Genomic DNA, 18,958 nt, shown 5'->3' with positions numbered 1-18,958 from the left:
CTTTTTAGTACCTTGAAAGAAAATGCCTTGAAGGGACTTATGCTCCGGTCAATCTTTTTCCTGCTGTCTCTATTGACTTTGGCGATGGGTGTCAAGGCTCAGGAAAGATGTAAGTGGGTGAAATCTTCAGTGGCAGAAGCTCCCTTTGAACTAGACTCACTTACAGCCATCGAGGCCAGTATTCGTGTGGCCGACCGTCTTGGCAAAAGCTATCCTTTCACTTATTCGATTTCGAGCAGGTCACTTCAAGTGAAATTTGAACAGGAGGAAAGACCTGATTCCTTGCTGATTTGCTACCAAACCCTAAACGTCAGACTTGATCGTGTGGTCGCAAATCGTCGGCTAGACTTGGATTATGATTCCACAGCTAGATTCAAAGACAACCGAATCAAAGAAACACCCGAGTTGAACATTCAGGAGGAGCTTTTTCCAAGTTCCTCGCTGTATAAGACCGGTAGCATCACTCGTGGGGTTTCATTTGGTAATACCCAAAATGTCTTTGTCAACTCCGCACTCAATCTTCAGCTCGAAGGTGATATTGGTGAAAATCTCAAAATCCGAGCGAGTATCACGGATCAAAATGTTCCTTTTCAACCCGAAGGCAATACCCAGCAAATTCAGGATTTCGACAATGTGCTGATTGAATTGTACAATGATAAGTTCAGATTGGCAGCGGGTGACGTGGTCCTGCAGCAGCGTCAGTCTGAATTTCTGAGGTATTACAAAAACGTCCAAGGTCTCCAGCTCACCACTCAATACCAGCAGGGGGATAAGTGGGAGGCGAGTACACAGGGTTTTGCCTCGGTGGCCAAAGGAAAATTCGCCTCTGTTCAGGTACCCATATTGGAAGGTGTGCTTGGGCCTTACCGAGTAAGCGGGCCCAATGGAGAGCGATTTGTGATCATAATGGCCAATTCCGAACGGGTTTTTTTGGACGGTAAACTACTACAAAGAGGATTCAATGCAGATTATGTCATCGATTACAATCAGGCAGAAATCACATTTACTCCGAGGATCTTGATTACCCAATATTCAAGAGTCAGGGTAGATTTTGAATTCGCAGAGCGAAATTATTCCAGGTCAATTCTTGGAGTTAATCACCTACAGACCAATGGAAAGGTGGATTTCTACCTCAATCATTACCAAGAAAAAGACAATAGGAACAGGCCACTTTTCACGGAGTTTTCTTCTGCAGAACAGGCACTTTTAGCCGCTGTGGGTGACGCTACGCAAAATGCGGTAATCCCTAGAATTGATTCCATCGCTTTTGATCCTACGCGGATTATGTATGAAAAAGTGGAAGATGTTGATGACTTCGGAAGGCCATTTAACTTTTATCGCTATTCTACAGATCCTCAACGAGCTCATTTTGTACTCGGTTTTTCCCAAGTGGGAATGGGACAAGGTGATTATAAAAGAGTGAATCAGCTTTCCAACGGAACTGTTTTTGAATTTGTGCCAAGGATCAATGGGCAGCCTCAGGCAGATTATTCCATTTTGACCCAGCTTCCCGCGCCCGATTCCAAACGAATGACCACAGCTGGTACAAGAGTTAAATTGGGAGACTATGAAAAAGTCTACACCGAACTCGCCCTTTCTTCCCAAGACAAGAATCTTTTCTCTGAAGTAAAAAATGAAGATAATCAGGGAATTGCCTGGAAGCTTGGCCTGCAATCGGCTGACCGGGAGGTTGGTGTATTGAAAGGGTATAAGCTCAAAGCGCAAACTGAACTTGAGTACAATTCCACCAATTTCGCGTTCATTGACCGTTTCCGATACATCGAGTTTGACCGGGATTGGGGATTGGATCCTCTTGACATGCAGCAGGCAGGGGCAGAGCGGTTGTTTTGGACTCAGTTGGCCTTGGACAAAGACGCCAAAAACAACTTTCTCTACAAAATCCACCTGAGAAATCGTGCTGATAAACTGAATGGATCTCAGCATGCGGCTACTTGGAATACCGAGTTGGGAAAGAGAATCGGAGTCAAACAGGAATTTTTTAGACTGAATTCGGACAAAGATTCCCTCCAATCCGATTGGGTTAGGTATTTGGGAAATGTGAGCTATCGATCCAAAATCCTTGTTCCCGGTTACCAGTTTTCTTTGGACCAAAACGCACTCCGATTGGCAGCGCAAGACTCGGTGCTTAGTACAGCCATGAATTTCAAAGAGCATCTTGTCTTTTTGAAAAGTAATGATACGTTGAATTATGCCTTTTCGGCCGACGCAGCATGGAGGCAAGATCGGTTGCCATTAGGTGGAAAGCTGCTAGATGACACGGAGGCCTTTACTTCCAACTTCACCTTCCGAAAGCAATGGTCCAACCATAACCTCAGTAGCACTTTTACCTATCGGGAACTGGAATATCTCCAAAGAGATCTTCCTCGAGAATTGACCGTGCTGGGCAAAGTGGATTATTCGGGTTCTTTGGGAAAAAATCTCCTTCGAAATGAGATCAGCTATGCTTTGGGCAATGGTCGAGAGCTGCAGCGGGAGTTTATCTTTTTACCTGCCCCAAATGGTGATGGAACGCATACTTGGCGGGATGACAATGGTGACGGAATCCAGCAGCTCAATGAGTTTTACCTTGCAATCAATCCAGAGGAAAAACTGTTCATCAAGATTTTTGTCCCGACCGATACCTATGTGGAGGCTTATACTACGCTACTCAACTACCGGATTCAGGCTCGTTTTCCGGAGGAGTGGAAAAGCGTCGGTGGATTCAAGTCTTTTCTCCATAAGTTTTCCAATACGTCCAGCCTGAGTGTGGAGAAAAAAGTGACATCGGATGATTTTGCCAGTAGGCTCAATCCATTTATTGGTGGAGTGGATCGAGATCAGATCCTTTCGCTCCGACAGGTGATTCGCACTTCTTTCTTTTTCAACAGAGCCTCGGCCAAGTACGGTTTTGATCTTTCACTCTTTGATTCTCAGCTGAAGCAGCTGCTTTCCGGTGGATTTGAGGATCAGATTCAGCAGGATTGGAAGCTCAATACTCGTTACAACTTTAATTCCGTCACTACCTTACGACTTCTAGGCGGTACCGGCAATAGAGTTTCTGCTTCTGATTTTCTTGAAAATCGAAATTATACCATCCGGCAACGAATGCTCGGACCTGAACTGGCTTGGCAGCCTTCTCCATTTTTCAGAATCACGGGCAATTATGCGTTTACCAAAAAAGAAAATACCCAAAACCTTGAATTCAACGAATTCGCCAACATTCATCAGGTAGGAATGGACATGCGCTATGCCAAAGCCATCAAAACCACCTTATCAGGCAATCTCAAGCTTATACAGATCGCATACAACGGTCAGGTCAATTCTCCGGTAGGTTATGAGATGCTTCAAGCCCTTACTGCAGGAACCAATGTGACGTGGACACTCAATTGGCTCCAAAAGATCGGTACTGGACTTCAGCTTAATCTGGTTTACGAAGGTCGAAACTCCCAAGGTTTGGACCGGATTGTCCACGTGGGGAGGATGCAGGTTTCCGCGCTGTTTTAAAAAAAAATGTAACTTTGTTTGCTTTGATTAGTTGTCACACTAATTATTAAACTGCTAAACAAATGAGGAAAAGCATCCTGGTTACAGGAGGTACGAAAGGGATTGGACGAGCGATCATCGACCGATTTGCGAAGGAGGGTTTTGATATCTATACCTGCGCACGCAAGGAAGGCGATCTGGTAGCTTTGAAAAAATCCCTGGAAGAAAAATACCCTGACATCAAGGTGCTTGCCATTGCTGCAGACCTTTCCAAAAAAGAGGAGGTAAACAGCTTTGCGGATAAAGTCAAATCTCAGGTAATTCCAGATGTCTTGGTAAACAATACAGGAATCTTTCTGCCGGGTGCCATCCATGATGAGCCGGAAGGAAACTTTGAGTTTATGATGCAAACCAATCTTTATTCGGCTTATTACCTCAGCAGAGCCTTTGCCAAGGAAATGATGCAGCGTCGCTCCGGACATATCTTTAGCATGGGATCTATCGCAGGACTGACTGCTTATCCCAACGGTGGTAGCTATGCCGTATCCAAATGGGCCATGCTCGGCATGACCAAATGTCTGCGTGAAGAATTAAAGCCTCATTATGTAAAAGTAACCTCCATTTTGCCAGGTGCTACCCTCACGGATAGCTGGGCTGGAGTGGACTTGCCGATGGAGCGTTTTGTCCGAGCTGAGGACGTGGCAGAGAGTGTTTGGGCTGCCTATAACCTTTCCCCCCAAACCGTTGTTGAAGAACTAATTATCCGCCCCCAACTTGGAGATATTTAACCTATGGAGCCTTTGATCAAAAGCTTGGATTCCCATTATTGCGACAGCCTGACGCAGTATTCCCGTCGTAAAACCATCCCCGTAAAAGTCGGTGATGTCATCATCGGAGGGGACAATCCCATTGTGGTGCAGTCTATGACGACCGTGGACACCATGGATACGTTTGGGTCTGTTGAGCAATGCATCAGGATGATTGACTCAGGTTGTGAATTGATTCGAATCACGGCGCCATCCATCAAGGAGGCAGAAAATCTCAGAAACATCAAGGCAGAGCTTCGCAAAAGAGGTTACCATACTCCCTTGGTTGCTGACATTCACTTCACACCCAATGCTGCCGAACTCGCTGCAAGGATCGTGGAAAAGGTGCGAATCAACCCTGGTAATTATGCGGATAAAAAGAAATTTGAGGTTATTGACTATACCGATGCTTCTTATGCGGAGGAGCTAGACCGAATCAGGGATCGGTTTTTACCACTGTTGAAAATCTGCAAGGAGAATGGTACAGCGATGCGTATCGGTACCAACCATGGCTCACTTTCTGACCGAATTATGAGCCGGTACGGGGATACCCCGCTAGGAATGGTAGAGTCGGCACTTGAGTTTTTGAGAATTTGCGAGGACGAGAAGTTTTTTGATGTAGTCATCTCCATGAAGTCTTCCAATACCCAAGTCATGGTGCAAGCCTATCGACTGTTGGTTCAAAAGCTAAACGAAGGAGGATTCAAGCCTTATCCACTTCACCTAGGAGTGACTGAGGCAGGAGAAGCGGAAGACGGGAGAATCAAGTCTGCCGTAGGAATAGGCACCTTGTTGGAAGATGGTTTGGGAGATACGGTTCGGGTTTCCTTGACCGAAGATCCGGAGTTTGAAGCACCGGTGGCCAAGGCCTTGATCGATCGCTATGCAACCCGTGCAGAGCATGCTTCGATTCCCGAAATCAATCACTACCCGATTACCCCTTTTGAATATACTAAGCGACAAGTCTCCGAGATTTACAATTTCGGAGGGCACAATGTACCTAGAGTGATTGCTGATATTTCTAAAGTCGAGAAAATCACCGATCGGGAAATGAAAGCAGTTGGGCATTTTTACCTGCCTGAATTGGACAAATGGAAAATGAATGACCTAGGTTCTGACTTTGTGTATTCAGGTTCCAACCCCATCCCTTTCATGCTACCGAATGGCATGAAGGAGATTCAGGATGTTTCTGTTTGGGAGAAAGCTCCTGACCAAATAAATAAGTTTCCGCTTTTCAACATCAATCAATACCGGGAAGCTTCAAGGTTTCATTCCGAACTCAATTTTTTAGAAATAGAAGACACAGAAATCGTTCAAGTCATTCCAGCAGTCGCAGGAAGAAAAGATACCATTCTGATCCTGAAAACTTCCAACTCTCACAGCATGCCTGCCTTGCGTAGGGCGTTTGTTAGTCTGTTGGAGGCTAAATGTGATCTGCCTGTAGTCGTGAAAGTGAGCTATTCGGACCAGACAGCTGATATGACCATGCTCTATTCGGCTACCGACGTGGGCGGATTATTGGTGGATGGCTTAGGCGATGGGATTATGATTTCTTTGGAAAAAGAAGGAGATCATACACGTCAAGAAGTGTTGGAACAGATCAAGTTGCACAATTCGGTCAGTTTTGGTGTGCTTCAGGCAGCTCGTACCCGTATGTCCAAGACAGAATACATTTCTTGTCCTTCCTGTGGACGTACACTCTTTGATTTGCAGGAAACCACCGCGATGATCCGTAAGCGGACCGACCACCTGAAAGGAGTGAAAATCGGCATCATGGGTTGCATCGTCAATGGTCCGGGCGAAATGGCGGATGCGGATTATGGCTATGTGGGTTCCGGAAAAGGTAAAATCACCCTCTACAAAGGAAAGGAAGTAGTCAAGAAATCGGTGCCTTCTGAAAAGGCGGTGGACGAACTGATCAACATCATCCGCGAAGACGGGATGTGGAACGAGCCAGAGACTATTTAAAAAAGGTATACAGTTGAAATACAGTTGAAATACAGTTGAAATACAGTTGAAATATCATCTTGCTGTGGGTATTTCAGATCGGGAAGCGGTTTTTATTTCAATAGTGTTTCAAAATCTCAATTTTCAAAAAGGAAATCAATTTCCTTTTAAGTAGGTTAAAGCATAAAACTCGAGTAACATGTCAGAGAAAAACCAAGTCAAAGAATTCTTCAAATTGGGTGAGGTGGGGAATTATTTCCTGAATATTTTCCGTAAGCCGGATCCAACTAAGCCTACCAATTTCAACCTTCGCATGATGCACGGCATTAATAAGATTTCGATCTTGGTATTCCTGTTTGCGCTGATTGTCTGGACAATCAAGAGATTTATCTGATTAAATTATTTAAAGAATAACCTCTTCATTTTTTTAACTTTAGTGGACACCCCACCTGATCCACTATGATTTCCTTCTATCTCCCATTTCTTGCACCTTTGATCTTTGTGCTTTTAATTGATTCTGAAGAGCAGTATTATGGAATAGATGACTTTCAAAAAGTCAAAAAGATCGATACCCATACCCATCACAATTCGGAAAATACCGCTCTGATGGAGGCAGGAAAAGAAACTAATTTTCGCTTGCTTACCGTCAATGTGGATGTCCCAAGTTATCCTCCGCTTCAAGAGCAAATCCGACTTTCTTTACTTCAGAAAGGTCAAAATCCAACCTCTATCGATTTTCTTTCCACTATTTCACTTGCAGACTGGAAGGATTCGGACTGGGCAGAAAAGGAAATCAAACGCATTACAGACACCTTCGAGCAGGGAGCCATAGGGATCAAAATCTGGAAAAATATCGGGATGACTTATCGGGATGAAAAGGGAGAATTTATCATGGCGGATCACCCTAGGTTGGAACCCATTTTTAGATTTGTGGAGGCTCAGGGCAAAACACTGATGGCGCATTTGGGTGAACCAAAAAACTGTTGGTTGCCTCTTGAAGATATGACCGTAAACAATGATCGAACCTATTTCAAAGAGCATCCGGAATACCACATGTACCTTCATCCTGAATACCCAAGTTATGAGGAGCAGATTGATGCTAGGGATAGACTACTTGCCAAATTTCCCAATATCCGGTTTGTCGGGGCTCATTTGGGGAGTTTGGAATGGGATGTGGACGAACTCGCCAAGCGACTGGATCGCTACCCTAATTTTGCTGTGGACATGGCTGCTCGAATTGGCCATCTCCAGTTTCAAAGTCAAAAGGACCGGGAAAAAATCCGCCAATTCATGATTAAATATCAAGATCGCCTAATCTATGGGACGGACTTGGGGATATCCGGTAATCCTGATTCCGACCGAGTTAAATCCAATGCAAAAGCAACTTGGATGAGGGATTGGAAATATTTTGTATCAGATGAGATAATGGAAGTATCTGAAGTAACTGGGTCTTTTCAAGGCCTAAAGTTACCCAAGGAAGTGATAGACAAAATCTACTATCACAATGCCATGAAGTGGTTTAAACCTACTTTTAATTAAAACATCACTCCCATTCGGAATACCAGACTGTGAAAAAGGTAATTGGTTTCGTTCAGTGAGGTAAAGCCGCTAGGTAATCTGGAACCGGTAGTGGGGGCAAATGAAGATTGTCCGCTGCCATCCAAAAAGCCTTGAAAATAGGAAAGTTGCTGTCTTTTGTATCCCAAACTGGCAGATAGCGCCCAATTTCCTTTCTTGGCGGGAAGCTTTACTCCGAGCATAGGATGAATCATCATCCCGCCTTCATACCAGCTCGAACTCCATTGGTTAGTCTCTTTTTTCTCCAAAAAAGTAGAACCACCTCCAAAGTCCATTCCACCGAATAGTTGGGCTTTATTTTCTTTTCCCAGAAAACCTCTCCAGCCTAAGGCAATAGGAATCAGACTGATCTGATCATATTGATCATATCCTACAGCAAACCCCAAGACATGATGGGAAGAGATTTTTACACCATGAAAAGTGGAAATGCTTACATCCATCCGGTTAAGGTAGTTTCCATCCCAATTTTTGATTCCTTTTCCCCATAGAAATCCTACTTCTGTTTGATGGAAATAGGCATTTTCCTGTGCCAATGATCGGACATAAGAAAAGAAAAGCAGCAAGATCAGGCAGAAGACTTTGGATCGCATGGCCTTAGCTGATGATGACTGGATTGGTGACTTGGATGCAGCTGAGTTTTCTGAGTTTGGAAGGAGCGCTGTAGTCATACTGACATACGCCATCCGGACCAATGACAATCAGAGATTTGGGACCTGGGATCAGGTCTATAGATTTCATGTTTTGCAGGAATTCCAATTGGTTTTTATCAATGGCCATGACATCCTTTACATTGAAACTTTTCAGCCCATGTCTTCCTTCGGTGATAAATAAGTAATCACCTGCTAGTCCCAAGCCATGCGGATTGAGCATGGGATAGGCTTTTTTCAGTTTAGGGGCGTAAGGATTTTTGATGTCTATGATTTGAAGTTCATTCACCCCATTGATACAAAAATTTCCGGTTCGGAGTGTGACAAAGGCATGTTCTTCATTGACCACGACCGGGTCACAAGCCACCACATGCTCATAAACGGCCATCCGCGTTGGGGAGTGAGGAGTTGAGGCATCGTAAATATGCATCCCTCTATTAGATCCTATGAAGAGCTTATTTTGGAACGGAAAGATGGTTTCTATGCCCCAGCCCAGATTGATGGGTTTGATGAATTTGGGTTCAGCTGCATTTTGCACATCAAATACCCGCATAGAGGACTCATCCACCGCGTACAAGTGACCGTCCATTAGGGTAAATCTCGCCATCGAACCACCGGTTCCATAACTTTTAGATGCAGCGGAAAAGTTGGCAGTAAAACTCATGTCTGAGCGCAGGGCCCAACCGCCATCTATTTCCCATCTAGGGCCATCGGTGGTGATGACAGTATCCTTGAAAGTAATGATTTGTCCCGTGTCGTGGCGGTATAGGTGGGTAAAGACATCCTTGACCCGATTTACTAATTTGATGTTGGAGATTTTGCTGATGTCAAAGGCCAGTAAATCCACATAGTTATCTGCGTAAAGAATGTTGTCATTTACAGCCAGATCCATATTGCCTTCGATGGGGATAAAACTTAGGTTGATCGGATTGGCCGGGTTGGTATTATCTAAAATATGGATCCCTTTGCTGGGTTCGTTGACCAATAGGTAATCGTGGTAGATATAGATTTTTCCGGGGTTGTCCAATGGTTTTGCTGGCTCGGTAGTGATGAGCCTCGCCCTCACATCACTCATTTCCAGGTATACCGGCATCATGGTCCGATAGGTGTATGTAGTGGTGACCTGATCTTCACAGGAAAAAAATAATCCACTTGTCAAAAGCAAAAGAGCTATGAATAGGTTGGTTGTTTTCATGAGGACAGGAGTTAGGTGAAACAAAAGGATTCAGACACCAAACGAGCCGTCTTTTCCATTCGCTACAAGCCAAGTAAAAAAGCCCGTCTTATCTGACGGGCTTATAGGCTTATTGGTTGAGAATACTTTTTATGTAAGCTACACTTTGGGGGATTTGGGCGACAGAGCGACTGCTTTCATCTTCGATCACCAAGTACTTTGTTCCCTGTTTTTTCGCCTCTTTGATCAATCCTGCGATATCAATGTCTCCTGTACCGAGCACAACGTTGGTTTCCACATCGCCTCTACCGTCAGGAGAGCCGGGTGTTCCTTTCTTTCTATCTTTTAGGTGAAGTTGGGGGAATTTTCCCGGATACTTTTTCATGATGGCCAAAGGGTCTCCACCGCCCATTTTCACCCAAAAGACATCCATATTAAATTGGAAATGCTTGGCATTTGCCAGCATGTAATCCATCGGAGTGCCGGAGCCTGAGTTCGCAAATTCATATCCATGTGGATGATAAGTCAGTGTAATTCCTTCTTTGGCAAATTGCTCGCCTGCTTTGTTAAACAGTTCGGTAGCAGCTTTCATTTCCTCCAAACTGATTGGACCTTCTGCATGAGGTATCCAATAGCAGGTGGCAAACTTGGCTCCATACTTCTTGGCTTCTGAAATAATCGAGGCAGGGTCAGTTTTGAGTTTGTTGTAGTCAGCACCGACACCTACTACTCGTAGGTTATTTTCAGCAAGCAATTTTTTATACGCTGTATCTGACATGCCATAGCCACCACCTCCTTCGAGAGCAGAGATTCCCCAAGTGGAGATGAGCTGGTGGTACTTGATAGGATCTACCTTCATTTCATTACGAAGGGAGTAAAGTTGAAGGGCGATCTCCTGCGCATGGGCTTGCCATCCGAGAATGACTAGTAGGGAGAAAAGAGTGATTTTCAATTTCATGGTATAGGAATTTTGGGATACATCTAAGCTAAATATTTTTCCAGCCACAGGAAAGGCTTTCAGGTCAATTTCCCTAAATTGAAACCATACCTTTTATTTCCATGCATTCACGAAGAAAATTTATCCAAAACACTTCCTTACTAGGATTAGCTATGAGTCTAAAACCCGATTTTTCCCTTCTTGCAGCCCAGGATCAAATTCTTGGTCATGGTGATTTCCGATACAAAGTAGATACCTCATGGGGCAATCTTGATCCGACCAAAGTGCCGGTGGTCAACTGTCACGAAATGGTCATGGATCGAAAAGGCCGCATGATCATGCTCACCGATGAGGTGAAAAACAACGTGATTATCTATGATCAGTCGGGAAAACTATTAACTACTTGGACGCTTGGACTGAATGCCGCACATGGATTGTCCATCGTGGACGAGGGAGATGCTGAATACCTATGGGTGGTGGATAATGGAGGAAAAGTGCTCAAAACCACCTTGGATGGCAAAGTCGTTGCAGAAATTGCATCACCTGTCAAGGAAGGAATCTACGATGAGAAAATGCGTTGGGTGCCTACTGAGACTACTGTTGCTCCAAATGGTGACCTATACATTGCCGATGGCTATGGCTCCCAATACTTTTTACAGTACGACAAAAACGGAAAGTTTATCCGCAAATTCGGAGGTGCCGGCAGAGAAGATGCACAGTTTAGTACAGCTCATGGAATCGCTGTTGATCAGCGCGGCGGGAAAGAAGCTACCTTGCTTTGTACTTCAAGAGGCCACAATTCATTCAAAAGATTTACCATGGATGGAAAATACCTTGAGACGATTTTTCTTCCGGGAGCATTTGTCTGCCGACCAGTAATACACGGTGATGAGTTGTATGCCGGAGTTTGCTGGTCAAGACTGAGATACCTGGAGCAAACCGATAATTCAGGATTTGTCACCATACTGGACAAAACAAATAAAGTGGTCTCCAATCCTGGAGGAACTGCGCCTGAATATCGGAATGGGGAACTTCAACTTATGGTCCAAAAGGAACCTGTCTTTAAGCATTGCCACGATGTATGTATTGATCAGGATAAAAATATTTATGTCTGTCAGTGGAATGCAGGTAAGTCCTATCCGATCAAACTGACCAGGGTGTAAGTAGGTGTTCTGCTTGTCGGAGTTGGGATTTTCACCTGACTTCGACAAGCTGATTTGAACTTTTTAACTCATTAATTTTCAACAAAAATTGAGAATTGGTAATCATTTATTGATGTCCAAATTTTTCACTACTCCTCTTTACAAAATGAGGCAGATTTTTTCATAAATACTGCACTTTATACACATTTTAGAGCAGTTAAATTGATTCTAAAAATTCACTAACCGATCATCCTTAATTATAGCCTATCTTCAAAAGCCTATTTGCAGGATGAATGCGACTGATTGAAGAAATAAAGAAAAAACCGGCTAATCTGGAGGAACTTCAGCTGAATATTACCATCATCTTTATTGGGCTAACCTTTTTTTCATTGTTTTTTTTCGGAATTGTCGATGCCTTGATGGGAGTAAATCTCGGGTTTTTGAAAATCAGATTGATTTTTATTGCGCTCTTCTCAGGAACTGCCATTTTGTTTTTCAAGTACAAGTTTTACTTTTTAGCCAGCAACTTGATGATGTTTTTGGTGTTGGCTTTTCTGTTGATGAATTTTTTCTTCAGTGATGGCTATCAAGGGCCCACGATCTTTAATTTTTACCTCTTCTTTATGGTTTCAGGTTTATTCTTCAAGAGACCCTACGATTTGATTTGGCACTTATCCAGTATTGGACTGTACTTTACCCTTTTTTATCTGGACATATCAGGATACATAACGGTCGATAAAAACTACCAAAACCTAGATCAACTCTTTTTTGACAACAGTCTGACCATTTTTATGACTTCCATGTTTTTGTTTATTGGAGTACGGTTTGTGATTAATAATTATCAAAAACAAAACTCAGATCTTATCAGGCTGCAGCAGGAAAATGAAAAAAACCTGAAGGAACTCAAGCAGATCAATGAGAAGAAAAATCAGCTGATTGCTCTGTTATCACATGATTTGAAAAGCCCCGTATCTTCTTTGGCGACCACTTTGGAAATGATGGATCTTGACATGATTTCACAGGAAGATTTTGAAAGAATCATTGTGGGACTTAAAAAGCAAAGTGTGAATCTAACACACGTGCTCAGTAATACCCTTAGTTGGGTTCTGACTGAGATGGGCGAGCAGGAAATCGAATCTCATCCAGTAGATGTCGTCCAACTCACCAACGAGGTGGGTGATTTGATGGAAAGTCAAGCCCAGCGAAAGGAGCAACGAATAGAAAAATTAATTCATGTCAGGGAATTGATCTTGAATTTGGAAGAAAAAGAGGTCAAAATCATACTTAGGAATTTTCTGGACAATGCAATCAAATTCTCTTCGCTTGGTTCAACGGTTTACCTTGAATTTATCGTCACAGCAACGTCCTACCGCTGGAATGTGAAAAACAGCGGGGCAAGAATACCTTTGGAAAAGGAGAGACACCTGTTTGATTTTAGTGTGAAAAGTTCGGTTGGGACTCAGAAAGAAAAAGGTACGGGTCTAGGATTGGGGCTGTGCAAAAGGATAGCTTCCCGAATCGGGTTCGAAGTAGGTTACGAATACACAGTTGATGGATTTAATACCTTTTACCTTGAAAAAAAATAGAATTTGATTTCAATATTCAAACACCAAAGGCTTGACCGTATTCTGCATCACTTCATTTATCTGAATTAATCTCTTGAAGTTGCTGCTCAAGGGAATTATGGAAGTCTAAATTCTTGGACTTCTAAATTCCTAAAACGTTCTTAATTAACTAAATGAGGGGCTTTTAGAAAGTTGTATATTCGAGGCCAATTTAAATCACTCCATAAAGTAATTCATTCGGAAAGTGAAAAATCCGTTCAAAAGTCAAGAAGATCCAGGAAACCTAGAGCAATTGCAAAGGCGCATTGCCTTAATTTTTGTTGGACTTACGTTTTTCTCGATGACTTTTTTTGGTGTGGCGGATTACTTGATGGGATTGAGCCCAGGGTTGTTGAAAATTAGAATTGCTTATATCCTGCTCTTCGTCGCCTCCTTTATTTTAATCATTAAGTATGACAAGTACCTGCTGGCGATGAATATCATGCTGGCCTTGATTCTTGGCTTTACCATTATGAATTACTTGCATAATGACGGATTTAAAGGGCCGACTATTTTTAATCTTTATGTATTTATAGTTGCAGTAGCGATTTTTTTCAAAAAGCCTCTAAACCTGATCTGGTTCACTTTGAGTATAGGCTTGTATTTGGTTGTGTTTTATCTCGAGTCTGTCGGGCAGATCGTAGTGGAGAAAAACTATGCAGATCTTAAGGATTTATTTTTAGACAATATGCTTACCATTTTGATTACTTCCATTTTCATCTTTATAGGTGTTCGGATTGTAGTCATCAATTATCAAAAACAAAATCAAGCTCTCATTAAGCTAAAGGAAGCCAATGATAGAAACCTCCGGGAGCTGCAATCACTGAATGAGAAGAAAAACCAGCTCATTGCTCTGCTTTCCCATGATCTCAAAAATCCGGTTGCATCTCTTGCTTCTACGCTTCAATTGGTTGATTTGGAGTTGATTTCCAAAGAAGAATTGGGCCAGATTCTCGCCAAACTCAAAAAGCAAAGTGTTCATTTGAGTCATGTACTTTCCAATACCTTGGGCTGGGTAGTTACTGAAATGGGTGATCATTCGCCTGAACCAGTCATGATCAATGTGTACGAATTGACCTCCGAAACACAGGAACTGATGGGAGTTCAGGCAGGAAGGAAGCATCAAAAGCTGGAAAAAGTTATTGAAACCACTGACCTGGTCCTGCCTATTCAAAAAGATGAAGTGAAGATTATCCTTAGAAACTACCTGGATAATGCCGTGAAGTTTTCTCCCGAAGGGGCTACCATCTATTTGGAGTTTCAATTTGACGGGAAGTCATTTAGATGGAATGTGAAAAACCCCGGAAAAGAGATTTCTGCCGAAGTTCAGAATCAACTTTTTGACTTTAATGTGAAAAGCTCCATGGGTACTCAAAAGGAAAAAGGGACTGGATTGGGCTTGGGATTATGCAAGCAGATCGCTAAAAAGATTGGATTCAATGTGGGCTATGAAAGATCAGCTGATGGGTTCAATGTGTTTTACCTGGAAAAAGCGCTTCCTACCGAGTTGAATTAGTAAGGAATATTCTTTTGTTTTTTTTAACGTCAGCGCACAGTAGACGGCTTCTTTTCATTTACATTTATCTGTCATTTTTTACTTCAAGAAAATATTAGGATCTACAAATTCCTAGATTTAACGAAGTTAATCACCCCGCACCCCATTCAATGTTTGATTTTGGAGTATTTGATAAATCCGGAGACTTAAATCAACTCCAAAACAGGATTTCGGAAGTCTTTGCCTTGATTTTGACGATTTTGATCCCATCACTCTGCGTTATTGATTTTTTGATGGGCTATAATTTGCTCTATGTCTCTGTCAAGTTCTTGTTTGCTTTCCCTTTTTTGATCGGGTATTTGGTGATGAAAAAATATGGCTATCATCAACTGATCCTACTCCTCATGATTTCGATAGGCTTGGTGGCTATCTCTCTTAACTTTTTTTTAAGCGAAGCTCATAGAGGAAGGACATTATATACCCTATTTATTTTTGTAGTTTCTTCAGTTTTTATGTTGAGAGGCCGATGGAGTGGAATGTGGATCGTCTTGGTTTTTTTGGTTTATGGTGTGCTGATTTTTCTCGGAAGGATGGAAAAGTATAAAATGACATTTGATGTGTATTCCACAGACGATTTTTTCCAAGATCAGATTATTACGATGACTTGGACCAGCCTTTTCACCCTGGTAATGATTTTGTTGTTTATAAAAAGTTATCAAAAGCAGAATTCATACATGCTTGAGCTCCAAAAAGAAAAGGAGAATGCGCTTTCCAGATTGGAAAATTTGAATGATAAAAAAAATCAACTGTTGGCTCTACTATCTCATGATCTTCGCACTCCTGTTACTAGTTTGAGTTTTACCTTGGAATTGGCAGAGGAAGGAATAATCAATGAAAAAGAGGTAAACCAAATCATTTCCAATCTCAAGCGTCAAAGCTTTCATTTGAGTAAAGTCTTGGATAATACCCTGGAATGGGTGATTACTGAAATGGAAGGGTCAGATTCGGAAGTGCTAGCTGTAAATCCACTGGTCCTATCCGAAGAGATGGTAGAGGTAATGCGTTTTCAGGCGGCTCAAAAATCCCAAGACTTGGTATTGGAATTTGAGGGGAATCCACTGGTAGTTAATTTGGCATTTAAAGAGATTCGAATTATCCTCAAAAACCTGTTGGACAATGCGATTAAGTTTACTGCCGAAAATTCTTCCATCGTTGTAAAGGTATTCCAGAATAATTCCAGGCTCCGTTGGGAAGTTAGAAACCCGGGTAAGCCAATCAAGGAGTCTGAAAGGGCATTTCTTTTTGAACTAAAAGCGAGGAAAACAGAAGGGACTTTACGGGAAAAGGGGACTGGAATTGGACTTTCCCTTTGTCATAAAATTGCTTCTCGAAATGGTTGGGAAATTGGCTATTTATATCCCGAGGATGGCTGGAATGTCTTCTTTCTGGAGATTGATTTGCCTAGATCATAACTACTCGGAGACTTTTCGCACCATGGGCACCGATGACCAGGGATTGCTCGATATCAGCAGTTTTAGAAGGCCCTGCGATAAATAGTCCGAATCCTGAGTGTTCATCCCCGATATTTTCATAGGCTTGATGCAACGTGGGAAAAAGTCTTGATTTCCGAAGAACAATCACCAAATGTTCTGTAATAAATGGGAGCGCTCTATGGGGTAGCTGTTGATCATCCATCCAAATGGCACCATTTTCTGCTACCCCAAATTGTCCCTCTAAAATCGCCAAATTTAAATCCTCCAATTCATGCGGATCTTTTGGGAGAACTAGGGTAGAAGTTGATGCATACGCTGAGACTGCAGAATAAACTTTAGCCCAAGAGGATTCCGACAGCCAATCTAAAAACTCTATCTCAGACATTATTTCCCCCTTATTTCCTTCAATAGATCTTTTGAAAGCAGTCTCTATTTCTTCTGTAATCCCAAAAGAGGGTAACTCAGGCAAGGGTTTTTCCTCCTGAGTAATGGCCTGAATGGATCGTAAAATGGTTTCTCTACTGCTCATTTTCTGTTCTTTTGATACCATTCTTTAAATGATTCCTCGGGTGTATCCGGTAGATTTCTTCCTTTTCCCCAGCTGTTGATAGGATGATAGATCAGGGATTTTGGAAGAGTTTTCAAGGCAGTCCGCATCAGATTTCCAGAGATTTTGTAGGCTAATGGGCTTTTGAAAATTCCATTCGCCAGCTTCATAGACAGGCCTTTTCCCAGCTCACCATGGGTTTTGGTAATCTCTTGCCTCCATTCATAGAGTTGCTCATGGATGTTGATTTTCACCGGGCATACATCCGAACAGCTTCCGCAGAGCGTGGAGGCAAAGGGAAGTGTGCTGTATTTTTTCATATCCAATCCCGGGGAAAGGATCGACCCAATCGGTCCGGGAACGGTGCTGCCATAGCTGAATCCACCGCTTCTTCGGTAGATTGGGCACGTGTTCATGCAGGCCCCGCATCGGATACATTTGAGTGAGTTTCTGAACTTCTCTCTTCCGAGTTGTGCTGTTCTCCCATTATCTACCAGAATGACATGGATTTCCTTTCCAGTAGCCGGACTTCTGAAATGCGAATTATAATTAGTGACCGGTTGGCCTGTGGCAGATCTTGCCAGCAATCGGAGGAAGACGCCAAGGTCTTTTCTTCGTGGGATGATTTTTTCGATTCCCATGCAGGCGATATGTACATCCGCCAAATGAACGCCCATGTCTGCATTGCCTTCGTTGGTACAAACTACAAACTCGCCAGTCTCTGCCACCGCAAAGTTGACTCCGGTAATGGCCACTTTTGCTTTTAGAAATTTTTCTCGAAGGTGAACTCGAGCTGCCTGTGTCAGGTAAGTTGGATCCTCATTGCCTTTTTCCGTATGAAGTTTTTCATGGAAAAGGTCGGAGATTTCCCCTTTTTTCAAGTGAATCGCAGGCAGGACAATGTGACTTGGAGGTTGATTCAAAAATTGGACAATCCGCTCTCCCAAATCGGTATCCACCACTTCAATTCCGTTTTTTTCTAAATATGGATTGAGGTGACATTCTTCGGTCAGGATGGATTTGCTCTTGACGATCGCCGTACATTTTTGCTTTTGCAAAATTGACAGCACAATCTGATTGTGTTCTTCAGCGTCTTTAGCCCAATGGACCGTAATGCCATTTTGAATTGCGTTTCGTTCAAATTCCTCTAAGTAGCTATCCAGCTTGGAAAGTACATTTTCCTTGATTTGCGAAGCGAGGTTGCGCAGGTCTTCCCATTCAGGAATGGTCTTGCTGATACGGTCACGCTTGTCCCGTACAAACCAGAGGGTCTCATCGTGCCATTTCGCTTTAGCTTGGTCTTTTAAAAACTCGGAGGCTGCTTGTGGGTGACTCATTGGATGGCTTGGTTAAGGATTTCGGCCAGATGCATAAACTTCACTTTTCTTCCCTCTCTGCTGGCAATTCCTTGGAGATGCATGATGCAGGACATGTCCCCTCCCGTGAGGATTTCGACCTGATGCTGCTCATGGTCGTCGAGCCGGTCTTTTCCCATTCTAAGGGAAAGTGCCTCTTCTGTGACAGAAAAGGTTCCTCCAAAACCGCAGCATTCGTCTGTACGGTTTAGCGTCATCCATTGCAATCCGTCCAAATTTTCCAAAAGGCTTTTGGCCTTATTGAAAGGAGTACCATTCATCTCCGAACTGGAAGCGAGCCGCAATCCGCGTTGCCCGTGGCAGGAGGCATGGTAGCCGACTTTGTGTGGAAATTTTCCTTTAATGTCTTTTATCTGAAGGATATCGGTCAAAAATTCAGTGAACTCAAAGATTTTGTCGTGTATTTCATGTTGCTCCTGTTCTAAATCCTGAAGTTTTGGAAAATGTTCTTTAACGTGCAACACACAGCTCCCTGAAGGAGCAACGATGTAGTCAAAATCCTTAAATAGCGAGATAAAATGCCGGGCAGTACCTTCTGTATCCCGCTCATAGCCCGCATTTGCCATGGGTTGACCGCAGCAAGTTTGTCCCAATGGATAGCTTACCCGACATCCAAATTTTTCGAGTAGTTCCAACGTAGCAATCCCCACTTTAGGGTAAAACTGATCTACATAGCAAGGGATAAAAAGTCCGACGTGAGGTGCATTCAAATTCATAGCTGTAAGATAA

The 18,958-nt window shown here is 42.9% G+C and carries 15 protein-coding genes; 9 read left to right on the top strand and 6 right to left on the bottom strand.

The window, feature by feature from the left end; translation table 11 throughout:
* Positions 1-39 precede the first annotated feature (39 nt).
* From ACFPIK_RS13230 to ACFPIK_RS13210, 5 genes are all read left to right on the top strand, one after another.
* Complete coding sequence (locus ACFPIK_RS13230; RefSeq protein ID WP_377916037.1) at positions 40-3,504, top strand: hypothetical protein; 3,465 nt, start codon at positions 40-42, stop codon at positions 3,502-3,504.
* Positions 3,505-3,566: 62 nt separating this feature from the next.
* A complete protein-coding gene (locus tag ACFPIK_RS13225) occupies positions 3,567-4,271 on the top strand; it encodes an SDR family NAD(P)-dependent oxidoreductase (protein WP_377916035.1) in 705 nt (234 codons plus the stop codon).
* A 3-nt stretch (positions 4,272-4,274) separates the two neighbouring features.
* Complete coding sequence (gene ispG, locus ACFPIK_RS13220) at positions 4,275-6,257, top strand: (E)-4-hydroxy-3-methylbut-2-enyl-diphosphate synthase (RefSeq protein ID WP_377916033.1); 1,983 nt, start codon at positions 4,275-4,277, stop codon at positions 6,255-6,257.
* 178 nt (positions 6,258-6,435) lie between these two features.
* The gene (locus ACFPIK_RS13215) at positions 6,436-6,630 is read left to right on the top strand and encodes a DUF6728 family protein (protein WP_377916031.1); all 195 of its coding nucleotides are present in this window, start codon (positions 6,436-6,438) and stop codon (positions 6,628-6,630) included.
* A 65-nt stretch (positions 6,631-6,695) separates the two neighbouring features.
* Entirely contained in the window at positions 6,696-7,775 is a 1,080-nt protein-coding gene (locus ACFPIK_RS13210) for an amidohydrolase family protein (RefSeq protein ID WP_377916029.1), read from the top strand.
* On the opposite strand, the gene ACFPIK_RS13205 is transcribed toward ACFPIK_RS13210, so the two are convergent.
* The 3 genes from ACFPIK_RS13205 to ACFPIK_RS13195 all read right to left on the bottom strand — a co-directional run bounded on the left by ACFPIK_RS13205 (position 7,772) and on the right by ACFPIK_RS13195 (position 10,593).
* Positions 7,772-8,404 carry a hypothetical protein gene (locus ACFPIK_RS13205; RefSeq protein WP_377916028.1) on the bottom strand — a complete coding sequence of 211 codons (633 nt, stop codon included), beginning with the start codon at positions 8,402-8,404 and terminating at the stop codon, positions 7,772-7,774. The genes ACFPIK_RS13210 and ACFPIK_RS13205 overlap by 4 nt on opposite strands.
* 4 nt (positions 8,405-8,408) lie before the next feature.
* On the bottom strand, positions 8,409-9,656 hold the full coding sequence (locus ACFPIK_RS13200) for an LVIVD repeat-containing protein (protein ID WP_377916026.1): 1,248 nt from the start codon (positions 9,654-9,656) through the stop codon (positions 8,409-8,411).
* 109 nt (positions 9,657-9,765) lie between these two features.
* Entirely contained in the window at positions 9,766-10,593 is an 828-nt protein-coding gene (locus ACFPIK_RS13195) for a sugar phosphate isomerase/epimerase family protein (RefSeq protein WP_377916024.1), read from the bottom strand.
* A 152-nt stretch (positions 10,594-10,745) separates the two neighbouring features.
* Here ACFPIK_RS13195 and ACFPIK_RS13190 point away from each other — a divergent pair, with 152 nt between their 5' ends.
* The 4 genes from ACFPIK_RS13190 to ACFPIK_RS13175 all read left to right on the top strand — a co-directional run bounded on the left by ACFPIK_RS13190 (position 10,746) and on the right by ACFPIK_RS13175 (position 16,285).
* Complete coding sequence (locus tag ACFPIK_RS13190) at positions 10,746-11,735, top strand: NHL repeat-containing protein (protein WP_377916022.1); 990 nt, start codon at positions 10,746-10,748, stop codon at positions 11,733-11,735.
* Between the two features lie 272 nt (positions 11,736-12,007).
* A complete protein-coding gene (locus tag ACFPIK_RS13185; protein WP_377916020.1) occupies positions 12,008-13,300 on the top strand; it encodes a sensor histidine kinase in 1,293 nt (430 codons plus the stop codon).
* A 223-nt stretch (positions 13,301-13,523) separates the two neighbouring features.
* Entirely contained in the window at positions 13,524-14,834 is a 1,311-nt protein-coding gene (locus ACFPIK_RS13180; RefSeq protein ID WP_377916018.1) for a sensor histidine kinase, read from the top strand.
* Between the two features lie 149 nt (positions 14,835-14,983).
* Entirely contained in the window at positions 14,984-16,285 is a 1,302-nt protein-coding gene (locus tag ACFPIK_RS13175; protein WP_377916016.1) for a sensor histidine kinase, read from the top strand.
* Here the strand turns inward: ACFPIK_RS13175 and ACFPIK_RS13170 are convergent.
* From ACFPIK_RS13170 to ACFPIK_RS13160, 3 genes are read right to left on the bottom strand one after another with little or no spacing between them, the layout of a single operon-like run.
* Positions 16,275-16,835: a LutC/YkgG family protein gene (locus ACFPIK_RS13170; protein WP_377916014.1), complete on the bottom strand. Its 561-nt coding sequence runs from the start codon at positions 16,833-16,835 to the stop codon at positions 16,275-16,277. The two genes, ACFPIK_RS13175 and ACFPIK_RS13170, sit on opposite strands and share 11 nt — an antisense overlap.
* Positions 16,832-18,190: a lactate utilization protein B gene (locus ACFPIK_RS13165; RefSeq protein WP_377916012.1), complete on the bottom strand. Its 1,359-nt coding sequence runs from the start codon at positions 18,188-18,190 to the stop codon at positions 16,832-16,834. Before ACFPIK_RS13165 ends, ACFPIK_RS13170 begins: the two co-directional genes overlap by 4 nt.
* A complete protein-coding gene (locus ACFPIK_RS13160; RefSeq protein ID WP_377916010.1) occupies positions 18,187-18,945 on the bottom strand; it encodes a (Fe-S)-binding protein in 759 nt (252 codons plus the stop codon). Before ACFPIK_RS13160 ends, ACFPIK_RS13165 begins: the two co-directional genes overlap by 4 nt.
* Positions 18,946-18,958: the final 13 nt, after the last annotated feature.

Source organism: Algoriphagus aquatilis, assembly GCF_042657405.1.
In the GTDB taxonomy this organism is placed as follows: domain Bacteria; phylum Bacteroidota; class Bacteroidia; order Cytophagales; family Cyclobacteriaceae; genus Algoriphagus; species Algoriphagus aquatilis.
This window is presented reverse-complemented; position numbering and strand designations above follow the sequence as displayed.